This window comes from Flavobacterium ponti (genome assembly GCF_042652765.1).
Classification (GTDB): Bacteria; Bacteroidota; Bacteroidia; order Flavobacteriales; family Flavobacteriaceae; genus Flavobacterium; species Flavobacterium ponti.
In genome coordinates, this window is record NZ_JBHSGW010000025.1 from 462,112 (window position 1) to 474,629 (window position 12,518).

Sequence of the window (12,518 nt, forward strand, 5' to 3'; positions counted from 1 at the left end):
TAATTCTGAATTAAACCTTTAATCAAGGTGAGTTTATATGGCTAAGAAGCAAACACCAAAACCAAAAAAAGAAAAAAGTGCTACTAAAAATTATAGGCAGCATAGATTTGTTATTGGATGTCTATTAGTATTAATAGCTATTGCTTTGCTGATTTCTTTTATTTCATATTATGTTACCGGAAATCATGACCAAAGCCAATTGGGTTCATTAATTGACAGAACAAATAAAACTCAAAATTGGTTAGGTAAATTTGGAGCTTATTTAGCAGATTTCTTTATTTATAGAGGATTTGGAGTGGCTTCAATTATATTTGTGAAATCCATATTAATGATTGGAATTTATTTCATTCTAGACATTAGTATTTTTAAACTTAGAAAATCTTTATTTTGGGATTTTTATTTAATTATTACTTTCTCTTTACTATTTGGTTTCTTCTGGGATCAATTTCCTAATTTATCTGGAATCATAGGTTATGAAGTAAATCAATACGTTCAGCATTATATCGGAAAAATTGGAACTTTACTATTATTGATTTTAGTAACTATTGCTTTTTTAGTTTTTAAAATGAAAATGTCTCCAGATAAGATTAAAGACAAAGTTGAAAAAATTAAAAATAAAATCCCAACTCCTGTTTTTGAGCAAGAAGATAAAACAATAACTAAAGAATCAGAAAATAACATTATCGAGAATATTGAGACAAACACTCCAAAAGATTTTGTTATTACTGAAGATGAAGAAGCTATTTCAAAAATTGAATTAAAACCTAATTCTACATTTGAAATTGACAAAGGAAGTCTAAAGCCAACAATTGGTCACCCTTCAGAACTATCTTTGGATCCTAAAGTAAAGGAAACTCCAAAAGAAGAAGAAAAAGTAGAGCAAAACTTCTCTATTGAAGATAAAGCTAAAAAAGTTATTGAAACTAGTGATGAAAATTTTGTAATTGAAACCGCTGAAGAAGAAGAAACTGTAGAAGGTAATTTAGCAGCAAAAATTGTTGAAAATTTTGGTGAATTTGATCCAACACTGGAATTATCAAACTACAAAATGCCAAGTGTAGAGTTACTAAAAGAATATTCTTCAGGAGGAATTACAATCAATCAAGATGAATTAGAACAAAACAAAAATAAAATTCTTGAAACCCTTAAGAATTATGGCATTGGAATTTCTCAAATTAAAGCAACAGTTGGACCAACAGTAACTTTATATGAAATCGTGCCTGATGCTGGTGTTCGTATTTCAAAAATTAAAAATTTAGAAGATGATATTGCACTTTCGTTAGCCGCTTTAGGTATTCGTATCATTGCTCCTATTCCTGGAAAAGGAACAATTGGTATTGAAGTTCCAAATGCAAACCCAACATTGGTTTCCATGAAAAGTGTAATTTCCTCTACGAAATTTCAACAATCGGAAATGGAACTACCAGTTGCTTTAGGAAAAACTATTTCAAATGAAACTTTTGTATTTGATTTAGCTAAAATGCCTCACTTATTGATGGCTGGTGCAACAGGTCAAGGAAAATCGGTTGGTTTAAATGCTGTGTTGACTTCACTTCTTTATAAAAAACATCCTGCTGAAGTTAAGTTTGTTTTGGTTGACCCAAAGAAAGTAGAATTAACACTTTTCAATAAAATTGAAAGACATTATTTAGCCAAACTTCCTGATACCGAAGATGCTATTATTACTGATAATGCAAAAGTAATCAACACCTTAAATTCACTTTGTATAGAAATGGATAATCGTTACTCTTTATTAAAAGATGCAATGGTTAGAAATATCAAAGAGTACAATGAAAAATTCAAAATAAGAAAACTAAATCCAGAAAATGGACACAGATTCTTACCTTATATAGTTCTTGTAGTTGATGAGTTTGCTGACTTAATCATGACTGCTGGTAAAGAAGTAGAAACACCAATTGCTCGTTTAGCTCAATTGGCTCGTGCCATTGGAATACACTTAATCATTGCTACTCAAAGACCTTCTGTAAACGTTATTACAGGAATGATTAAAGCCAATTTCCCTGCCAGAATTGCATTTAGAGTAACTTCAAAAATTGACTCAAGAACAATCTTAGATTCTGGTGGAGCTGATCAATTAATTGGTCGAGGTGATTTACTTTTTACTCAAGGAAACGAAATTGTGCGTGTGCAATGTGCATTCGTAGATACACCAGAAGTTGAAAAAATTACAGACTATATTGGATCACAAAAAGCATATCCAGAAGCTTATCAATTACCAGAGTATGTTGGTGAGGAAAGTGGCACAAAACTTGATATGGATATATCCGAAAGAGATACACTCTTTAGAGATGCTGCAGAAGTTATTGTAACAGCTCAACAAGGAAGTGCTTCTTTGATACAAAGAAAACTTAAATTAGGATACAACAGAGCAGGAAGAATTATTGATCAATTAGAAGCTGCTGGTATCGTAGGGCCTTTTGAAGGAAGTAAAGCTCGTTCAGTCTTAATTCCAGATTTAGTAGCCTTAGAACAATTTTTAAATAATGAACAAAACAACTCATAAAATGAAAACTTTAATTAAAGTCGTAGTATTATTTTTATTTACTTTAAACATTCAGGCACAAGATGCCAAAAAAGCAAAACAATTATTAGATGATGTAGCAGCTAAGGCAAAAGGTTATACTAATATTGTTATTGACTTTAAATATTCGTTACAAAATGCCAAAGAAAACATAAACCAAGATAGCAAAGGAAACGTTGCCATTAGCGGAAACAAATATGTTTTAAACTTCATGGGTGTTACTAAAATGTATGATGGTAAAAAAACATATACCATTGTTCCTGAAGATGAAGAAATAACCATTTCAAGCGGTAAAGATGATGACAAAAACATCACACCTGACAAAATGCTTACATTTTTTCAAACAGGTTACAGCTATTCTTGGGATATTCTTCAAAATTTAAAAGGAAGAAAAATTCAATATGTAAAATTGAAACCAACAAGCTCAAAAGAAAACATAAAAGAAGTTTTAATTGGAATTGATATTTCAACAAATCACATCTACAACATGATTGAGACTGATAAAAAAGGAACAAAAACAACTTTAACTGTTAATTCTTTTAAAACAAATCAGCCTTTATCAAAAAATCATTTTACCTTTACCGAATCAAAATATTCTGGCTATTATATCAATAGATTAGACTAAAAAAAGCTTCGTTGAAAATATTAGATAAATATATTCTAAAATCATTCATAATTACGTTTACTTCGGTATTCGTAATTTTGTTTTTTATATTCATTCTACAGGGAGTTTGGCTTTTTATTGCTGAACTAGCAGGTAAAGATTTGGATTTTATAACCATCTTAAAATTTTTGAGTTTTTATGCTCCAAATGTAATTCCTCTAGTATTACCTCTTTCTGTTTTATTAGCATCAATCATGACTTTTGGAAGTTTTTCAGAAAATTATGAATTTGCTGCCATGAAATCTTCAGGAATTTCTTTGCAAAGAGCCATGAAATATTTAACGGCATTTATACTTCTACTTAGTTTAGTTGCTTTTGTTTTTTCTAATAATGTCATTCCACGAGCTCAATATAAGTTCATCAATTTACGTCAAAATATTGTTCAACAAAAACCTGCCATGGCAATTGCAGAAGGACAATTTAATCAAATTGGAAATACGAATATTAAAGTTCAAGAAAAATCTGGAGATAAAGGACAATTTTTAAAAGGTATCACAATTCACAAAAAATCCAACAACGGAAACGGAGCAAGTACTGTTATATATGCAAAAAATGGTATTTTATCTAGTGATGATAATGGAAATTTACTAAATTTAGAACTCTTTGATGGAAATTATTATGAAGATATTTTTCCAAAAAAATATGAAGAACAAAAGAAAATACCTTTTGCAAAAAGTACTTTCAAAAAATATATTTTAACAATTGATATTGGAAAACTAAACGATTCTGACATAGACGAACAAGACATATCAAACACTGATAAAATGCTTAATATTAGTGAATTAAACATAACTATTGATTCTTTACAAAAGAGTTTCAATGAAGATGTTATTTCCTTTTCTGATAATATTACGCAACGAACTTCAAATGTTTTAAATTCTAGAAAAATTCAATTGGTTCAAAACGATACCATTACTGATAATTTATTAGGATTATACGAATTAGTGGATCAAAAAAAAATAATAGAGATAGCTTCAAACAACACATCGAGTATTGATTTTTCAATTGAGAGTAGTAAAAATGATTTAGAATTTAAAAAGAAAAACATCAACCAACATTGGACAGCTATTCACGAAAAATTTATGTTAGCATTCTCGTGTTTATTAATGTTTTTTATTGGTGCTCCACTTGGAGCTATTATTAGAAAAGGTGGACTAGGTTTGCCGATGGTTTTTGCTATTTTAATTTTTATAGTTTTTCATTTTATCAACACATTTGGTAGAAAACTAGCACAAGAAGATTCAATAACACCTTTTTTAGGAGCTTGGATGTCTTCTATAATATTAACACCTTTTGCTATTCTATTAACATATAGAGCTACAAACGATATAGGAATAATGATAAATTTTGATTGGATAACAGATCCATTTAAAAAAATAATAAACAAGTTTAAAAAACAAAAAACAAGCACACAAAATGTCACATAAAATACAACTCAACACTATTGAAGAAGCCATTGAAGATATTCGTCAAGGTAAAGTAATTATTGTTGTTGATGATGAAGATAGAGAAAATGAAGGAGATTTTTTAGCTGCAGCCGAAAAAGTGACTCCAGAGATGATTAATTTTATGGCAACTCATGGTCGTGGATTGATTTGTACTCCTTTATCTGAAAGACGTTGTAAAGAATTAGAATTACATACTATGGTAACCAATAATACCGATCATATGGAAACAGCTTTTACCGTTTCTGTTGATTTGAAAGGAAATGGTGTTACCACTGGTATTTCTGCTGGAGATAGAGCAAAAACAGTTATGGCATTAGTTAATGAAAATACAAAGCCATTTGAATTAGCTCGACCTGGTCATATTTTTCCTTTAATAGCTAAACAAGGTGGTGTTTTGAGAAGAACAGGCCATACAGAAGCAGCTATTGATTTTGCAAGATTAGCTGGCTTCACTCCTGCTGGTGTTATTTGCGAAATCATGAATGAAGATGGAACAATGTCACGTTTACCACAATTAGCAGAAGTTGCAAAGCGTTTTGATTTAAAATTAGTTTCTATTGAAGATTTAGTTGCTTATAGAATGCAACACGACAGTTTAATTCAAAAGAAAAATGATTTTGAAATTGTAACTCGTTTTGGAAAATATAGATTAAGAGCTTACCTTCAAACAACCAATAAACAAGTTCATATTGCTTTAACAAAAGGAAGTTGGAACAATGGTGAACAAGTTTTAACACGAATTAATTCATCGCAAATAAACAATGATATTTTAGGAACACTAACTTCTAATCCTGACAATAAATTAGAAGATATGTTTGCTAAAATTGAATCAGAAGGAAAAGGAGCTGTCCTTTTTATAAATCAAGAAAAACAATCTCTTGAAATGCTTAATAGAATTGTGGAATTAGAAGAATTACAAGAACAAGGTATTTATAAAGCTCCACAAGTAAAAATGGATGCAAAAGACTTTGGAATTGGAGCACAAATTCTTCATGATTTAGATATTTCTAAAATAAAATTGCTTTCTAATTCAGAGCAAACAAAACGTGTGGGAATGATTGGTTATGGATTGGAAATCACAGAGTACGTGAAGTATTAATCAAAAAACCACCGTTTAATTGCTAAAGAAGTAGCTGTAATTACTAAAACTTTTTAATTACTTTTTTAAAACAGCCTAATGATTATTTAATCATTTTCTTGAACATTTTTTATGATAAAATTGTCGCTAATTAAAAGTCAATTTTGTAATAAAAATCTAAAACAATAACTACACCTTTTTATAAAGATAAATGCTACAAATATTTTGTAGCATTTTGTTTTAAATATCAATTTCTTTGAAATAACCATTTAAATAAAGTCAAAAAATATCAGTAAATAATAAAGATTTTTCTTGAGAAAAAATAACAACTATTTTATATTATTTAAAAAAAAATAAAAATTGTCAATTTATTATAAAACAACACATAAAACTAATAATAATAATTTAGTTCAAAGTTTTAATACTATTTGAATTTTTAATATTGTTTACAACTTCATTTTTTTTATATTTACTAAAATTTTAACCTTTTAACCAAAATAACAAAATGAAGAAAAAGTACTTTAATTTAAAAGGATTTTATCTCAAGCTTGCAATATTTGGTGTTTTTTGCTTTTTAGTAGCATTTACTCCAAAAAAAGCTGAAAATCCAAAAAAGAAAAAATCGATAGCTTTTGCTACGAAGACAATTGACCCAGCTAGTTACTTGCCATTGACTATAACTGGATATAATGCTGACGTTATTGCTAATGGTCTTGGTGCTTTAAACACAACAACAACAAATGATGTTGATGGTGTTAATTACTGCTATTTAGCTCTAGGTACTCAGGTTTCAGGTACTGCAACTCCAACTACCTATGGATTACCTACTAGTGGTTTACTCGATGTGGCAAACAGTGATTTATATTTTCAAATGGCTTCTTACAGTGGCAACAATTCCTTGAGAGTAAATCAAGTTGGTGCTGCTGGTCAATCTACAATTACTTTTGCAGAAGCAAATTCGTATGAAAAAATTCATTTAGCAGTAACATCTGGGAGTGGAGCTTCTGATGTTACTTTTACAGTAAATTTTTCTGATGCAACTACTCAAGTAATTTCAAATGCAGCAATTCCAGATTGGTTTAATGCTACAACATTACCTGTTATTATTTCAGGAATAGGTAGAGGAAACCTAACAAACAACAACTTAGAGAATCCTGCAAATAATCCAAGAATTTATCAATTGGATTTAAATATTGATGTAGCAAATCAAGGTAAAATTGTAACTGGAATTACTGTTCTAAAAAACAGTGGTGGTGTTTTTAATCTTTTTGCTGCAACTGGAAAACTTATTGGAACTTGTGCAGGTCCAACAAATATTAGTTCTACTGTTATCAATTCATTTGATGCTTCTGTTACATGGGATTCTGCAAATTCAACAGATACATTTGAAGTAGCAATTGTTAATAGTGGAGATGCAATACCTGCAACAGGTACTCCAAGTGCAACAAATTCATTCAATTTCTCTACTCTTAACTCACAAACTTCATATGATGTTTATGTAAGAACAGTTTGTTCTCCAAGTGGATTTAGTTTTTGGACAGGTCCATTTACTTTTAAAACTTTATGTGCTGATGTAACAGAATTTATTGAAAACTTTGACACCTATGCTGCAGGTGCAAATACTCCAATGCCTGATTGTTGGAGCAAAGCAGGAACAGCTAGTACTTACATTACTACTGGAGCTATTGCACCAATGTCATCAGCAAATAGATTATATATGTACGCTAGTGGAACAGCAACACCACCTACAGAAGGTTATGCAATTTTACCGGCAGTTTCAAATTTACAAGCTAATACACATAGACTTAAATTTAAAGCTTTTGCAACTTTAGTTGGTCATATTATTGAAGTTGGTTATATGTCAGATCCTACTGATATTAGTACTTATATACAATTACAAGAGATAACTCTTCCATCAACTGTAATTGCTAATACTCAAGAGTTCACAATTGTTCCTACAGGAATTCCTACTGGTGTAAAAAATCTTGTGATAAAAAATCCAGGTTATCCTGGTTCAACTACAACAGCTTACATTGATGATGTTAAATGGGAAGCAATTCCTGCTTGTCCTGAACCAACATCACTTTCAGTAGGAGCGATTTCGGCTACTTCGGCAGAATTAATTTGGACAGAAGGTGGTTCTGCTACGACTTGGAACATTGAATATGGTCCTACAGGATTTGTTCAAGGAGCAGGAACTCAAGTTTTAGGAGTTACAACTAACCCATACACAATAACAACATTATCTCCTTCAACTGCTTATAGCTATTATGTGCAAGCTAGTTGTGGTGGTACAAGCGGAAATAGCGTTTGGATTGGACCATTTAGTTTTACAACTCCTTGTGTAGCCTATACAATTCCATATTTTGAAGGTTTCGAATCAGGGTATACACATAATACTACTGTGGCAGGATGTTTATTACGAGAATCAGTTACTGGAACTCAAGATTGGACAGCTAATAACACTCTTACAACATATAATAGAGCTCCTAGAACTGGTGCCTGGAATGCTTTTTTAAGATATGGTAATGAAGATTGGATTTTTATACCAATTGAATTAGTTGGTGGAACTAACTATACTGTTGAATTATATGCTAGACAAGATGGAGCTACTGCAACTAATTCAAATATGTTAATTAGTTATGGAAATAATGGAACAGCAGCTGCAATGACAAATGCTATTGTGCCTAGTACTGGAATTGTTAATGGTAACTATCAACAACTTACTGGATCATTTACTCCTGTAACTACTGGAACTTATTATGTTGGTATTAAGGGATATATGAATGGTACACCTTGGTATATTTCATTAGATGATATTAGTATTGATGTTACACCTACATGTCCTGCTCCAAATAGTCTTGCTGTAGCTAATGTGACTTCCACTTCTGCAGATCTATCTTGGATGGGTTCAAGTGCTAACTACGAATATGTTCTAGATAATAATGCTGCAGATCCTACAGGAGCAGGAACAGCAACTACATTAACAACATATCCTGCAACTACATTAACTCCTTTAACAACATATTATTTTCATGTTAGATCAGACTGTGGAAGTACATGGTCAACAATATCATTCACTACTTTAGCTTCACCTCCAGCTAATGATAATTTATGTAATGCAGTTGCTCTTACTTTAAATGCTCCTGCTACTGGAAATGATTACACACTTGTAGCTGCTACAGCTCAAACTTCTGAGCCAGTTCCATCATGTTTCAATGGAGGAATTAGTGGATCAGTATGGTTTAGTTTTGTTGCTCCTTCTTCTGGTGCTGTTGATGTTACAACAGATTTCACAGGAGGTACACTATCTGATGGTGATACAGAAATTGCTGTATATGCAGCAACAGGAGTAACATGTAGTGATTTAACAACTTTAGGTACAGCTGTAGGATGTGATCAAGATGGAGGAACGACAGTTAATTATTCATCTTATCTTTCTTTAACAGGATTAGTTTCTGGTGATACTTATTATGTTCAAGTTGATAGATGGGGAACAGCAACTGATGGTTCATTTGGAATTCAAGTAAACACAGTTTTAAGTGCTGATAATTTTGATAACTCAAATTTTGTAGCTTATCCAAATCCAGTTAACGACGTATTAAATTTATCTTACTCTTCAGAAATTTCATCTGTAAAAGTAATTAATTTATTAGGTCAAGAAGTTATTTCAAGAAAAGTTGGAAACACTTCAACTCAAATTGATATGACAAATTTAACTGCTGGGGCTTATATTGTAAACATCACTGTTGGTAATGTTACTAAAGCAATTAAAGTGATTAAGCAATAAATCATAATAAACCATTTTTATTTAAAGGGTAGCAATAAAATTGCTACCCTTTTTTATTTTTAATAAATTTCAAGTAAATTTTGAAGATAAAATATGTTAACATTACACTAATATCAAGTGCAAATTTTATCTATTTTTTTAAATTTGTTTATATAAAAAAACTTGTAAATGCAAAAAATAAAAACAGCTCTTTTATCTTATGGAATGTCAGGAAAAGTATTTCATGCTCCTTTTATTAAAATGCATGAGGGTTTTGAATTAGTCGGTTCATGGGAACGTAACAAAAAATTAATTCACCTCGACTACCCTACTGTAAAAAGTTATTCTTCTATCGAAGAACTTCTTGCTGATGGTATTGATTTAGTAATTGTAAACACTCCTATAGATACCCATTATGAATATGCAAAACAAGTTTTAAATGCTGGAAAACATGCTCTTGTAGAAAAAGCATTCACAACAACTGCAAAAGAAGCTCAAGAATTAAAGGATTTAGCCCAAGAAAAAGGACTTAAACTTGTGGTTTACCAAAATCGCAGATGGGACAGTGATTTTAAAACTGTAAAAAGTGTACTTGATGAAAAAATCTTAGGAGAAATAATAGAAGCTGAAATTCGTTTTGATAGATATAATCCTATTTTAAGTCCAAAAAAGTGGAAAGAAAGTAATAATGCTGGTGCAGGAATTTTAAAAGATTTAGGACCACATATAATTGATCAAGCATTATGTCTTTTTGGATTTCCAATTGCTGTATTTGCTGATATTAGAACTGTAAGAGAGCATTCTGAAGTTAATGACAATATTGATATTTTATTGTATTATGATGATAAAAGAGTGAGGCTACATGCAGGTTTTTTTAATAAAGAACAATTTCCAGGATTTACTTTACAAGGTAGAAATGGAAGCTTTTTAAAAGCTCGTGCTGACATACAAGAAGATGTTCTTAAAGCTGGAGCTAAACCAAATATAGAAAATTGGGGAAAAGAACCAAAAGAAAAAGAGGGTCTTTTAAATATTAATGTAAACGGAGAAACTATTCGTAAAACAATTCCAACGCTAAATGGTAATTATTATGATTTCTTTGAAGCTGTTTATGAATCAATAACTCAAAATAAAACAGAACCTGTTACCGCTGAAGATGGTTTAAAAGTAATGCAAATTATTGAAGCAGCAATTGAAAGTTCTAATCAAAAAAAAGTAATTAGCTTGAATTAAAATGGAAAATAAATATTCATTAGCTTTTATTCCTGATTCAAATACAATTGAAGAAATTAAAAAAATGAAACTTCAATTAGCAGACAAAATTGGTTGGTATAATAGTAAAAATTCATTAGCTCATATTACTATTTGTGAATTTTCTACAACAGAAAATAATATTGAAATCGTTAAAAAACAAATCGATAGAAAAACATCTACCTACTCTCCTATTGAAATTGAATTAAATGGTTTTGATAGTTATCCAAATGGAGCATTTTTTATTAAACCTTCAGAGGATTCAATATCAGAATTAAAAAACATAATGAAAAGTTTAACTACTACATTATCCATTAACAAAATTTATAAAAGTAGTGAACCTCATCTTTCAATTGCTAGAAAGTTAGATGATAAAAAACTAAATACAGCAAATAATTTATTTCAAAAAATTAATTTATCATTTCTATGTCATTCAGTTTTCTTAAGAAAATTTAATCCTAGTATAAAACAATTTGAAATAATCGATTCTTTTGAATTCAAAAATGAAGATTCTTCTGAAGAAATTCAAGGAAGCTTATTTTAAAACGAAATCAATTTTAATTTATCTTTAGTTGTAAATAAAGTAATCTTTTGGTATATTGTCTTAGAATAAATTAAAAAACATGGACATAAATAAAATCACAGATTTACTTACGGATAAACTTACGGATTGGGTTGAAGCCATTATAAAATTGTTACCTAATATTGCATTAGCTGCTGTTGTTATGGTGATTGGTTTTTATATAGCAAAATTTATTCGTAAAATAGCTGGTAAACTAATCCATAAGGTTTCTAATAATGTTACTTTAAACAACTTATTTAGTTCTATTATTTATTTCATTTTTATTGGAATTGTTTGCTTCACCGTTTTAAGTATTCTACAATTAGATAAAGCAGTTACTTCTATTCTAGCAGGTGCCGGAATTTTAGGTTTGGCTTTAGCTTTTGCATTCCAAGATATTGCAGCAAACTTTATGTCAGGAATTTTTATTTCCTTCAGAAAGCCTTTAAAAGTGGGAGATATTGTAGAAGTTAAAGATTATATGGGTAAAGTCAAAGAAGTAAATTTACGTGATACTGTTGTAGAAACGTTTCAAGGACAAACAGTTATTATCCCAAATAAAGAGGTTTTTCAAAATCCTATTGAAAATTATTCCTACTTACAAAAAAGACGTTTTGATTTAAGTGTTGGTGTTTCTTATGGAGATGATTTAGAAAAAGTAAGACAAATAACCCTTGATGCTGTTAGTGATATTGAAGAATTGTCAAAAGAAGATACTACCCAAGTATATTTTGTGGAATTTGGAGATAGCTCAGTCAATCTATCTGTAAGAATGTGGATTAGCTCACCCGAACAATCCGTTTATAACAAAGTAGGAAGTGAAGCTATCATGAAAATTAAAAAAGCCTATGATGCTAATGATATCATGATTCCTTTCCCTATTCGTACATTAGATTTTGGGATTAAAGGAGGAACAAAATTAGGTGAAATGCCTGTTCAAATTTCTAATAAAGAACAATAAAACATTTTACATACAAAAAAAACCCTAACTAATTGATAATCAATCGTTAGGGTTTAATTTTCGCGGAGAAAGAGGGTCTTGTTACTAATAAAAATAACCAATAAAATCAATACTTCGCAAAGTATATTTTCTAAGTGACTCCTTGACTGACTCCTCAATATTGGGAAACAATTAATCTAAATTCAAAGTAGTCAAATATAAGAATAATAGTTTGAATATTAAAGCATCAAGACTAAAATTTGA

At 30.1% G+C, this 12,518-nt stretch carries 8 protein-coding genes; all 8 read left to right on the forward strand.

Annotated elements, in window-relative coordinates; all coding sequences use genetic code 11:
* Window positions 1-37: 37 nt before the first annotated feature.
* The 8 genes from ACFO3U_RS10535 (at window position 38) to ACFO3U_RS10570 (ending at window position 12,275) form a co-directional block, all read left to right on the forward strand.
* Window positions 38-2,524, forward strand: coding sequence for an FtsK/SpoIIIE family DNA translocase (locus tag ACFO3U_RS10535; RefSeq protein WP_379741785.1), 2,487 nt, complete (start codon window positions 38-40; stop codon window positions 2,522-2,524).
* 1 nt (window position 2,525) lies between these two features.
* Complete coding sequence (gene lolA1 / locus ACFO3U_RS10540; protein ID WP_379741788.1) at window positions 2,526-3,167, forward strand: outer membrane lipoprotein periplasmic chaperone LolA1; 642 nt, start codon at window positions 2,526-2,528, stop codon at window positions 3,165-3,167.
* 11 nt (window positions 3,168-3,178) lie between these two features.
* The gene (locus ACFO3U_RS10545) at window positions 3,179-4,633 is read left to right on the forward strand and encodes an LptF/LptG family permease (protein ID WP_379741791.1); all 1,455 of its coding nucleotides are present in this window, start codon (window positions 3,179-3,181) and stop codon (window positions 4,631-4,633) included.
* On the forward strand, window positions 4,623-5,753 hold the full coding sequence (ribB, locus tag ACFO3U_RS10550; RefSeq protein WP_379741794.1) for a 3,4-dihydroxy-2-butanone-4-phosphate synthase: 1,131 nt from the start codon (window positions 4,623-4,625) through the stop codon (window positions 5,751-5,753). Before ACFO3U_RS10545 ends, ribB begins: the two co-directional genes overlap by 11 nt.
* A gap of 484 nt (window positions 5,754-6,237) precedes the next feature.
* The gene (locus ACFO3U_RS10555) at window positions 6,238-9,522 is read left to right on the forward strand and encodes a fibronectin type III domain-containing protein (RefSeq protein WP_379741797.1); all 3,285 of its coding nucleotides are present in this window, start codon (window positions 6,238-6,240) and stop codon (window positions 9,520-9,522) included.
* A 168-nt stretch (window positions 9,523-9,690) separates the two neighbouring features.
* A complete protein-coding gene (locus ACFO3U_RS10560) occupies window positions 9,691-10,734 on the forward strand; it encodes a Gfo/Idh/MocA family oxidoreductase (protein ID WP_379741800.1) in 1,044 nt (347 codons plus the stop codon).
* Between the two features lies 1 nt (window position 10,735).
* Entirely contained in the window at window positions 10,736-11,296 is a 561-nt protein-coding gene (locus ACFO3U_RS10565) for a 2'-5' RNA ligase family protein (protein ID WP_379741803.1), read from the forward strand.
* A 79-nt stretch (window positions 11,297-11,375) separates the two neighbouring features.
* Window positions 11,376-12,275: a mechanosensitive ion channel family protein gene (locus ACFO3U_RS10570; RefSeq protein WP_379741807.1), complete on the forward strand. Its 900-nt coding sequence runs from the start codon at window positions 11,376-11,378 to the stop codon at window positions 12,273-12,275.
* Window positions 12,276-12,518 lie beyond the last annotated feature (243 nt).

What these genes read in the sequence shown, in the direction of transcription:
- ACFO3U_RS10570 (WP_379741807.1), top strand. Translation starts at nt 11,376, where the DNA reads ATGGACATAAATAAAATCACAGATTTACTTACGGATAAACTTACGGAT.
- ribB (WP_379741794.1), top strand. Translation starts at nt 4,623, where the DNA reads ATGTCACATAAAATACAACTCAACACTATTGAAGAAGCCATTGAAGAT.
- ACFO3U_RS10555 (WP_379741797.1), top strand. Translation starts at nt 6,238, where the DNA reads ATGAAGAAAAAGTACTTTAATTTAAAAGGATTTTATCTCAAGCTTGCA.
- ACFO3U_RS10535 (WP_379741785.1), top strand. Translation starts at nt 38, where the DNA reads ATGGCTAAGAAGCAAACACCAAAACCAAAAAAAGAAAAAAGTGCTACT.
- ACFO3U_RS10565 (WP_379741803.1), top strand. Translation starts at nt 10,736, where the DNA reads ATGGAAAATAAATATTCATTAGCTTTTATTCCTGATTCAAATACAATT.
- lolA1 (WP_379741788.1), top strand. Translation starts at nt 2,526, where the DNA reads ATGAAAACTTTAATTAAAGTCGTAGTATTATTTTTATTTACTTTAAAC.
- ACFO3U_RS10560 (WP_379741800.1), top strand. Translation starts at nt 9,691, where the DNA reads ATGCAAAAAATAAAAACAGCTCTTTTATCTTATGGAATGTCAGGAAAA.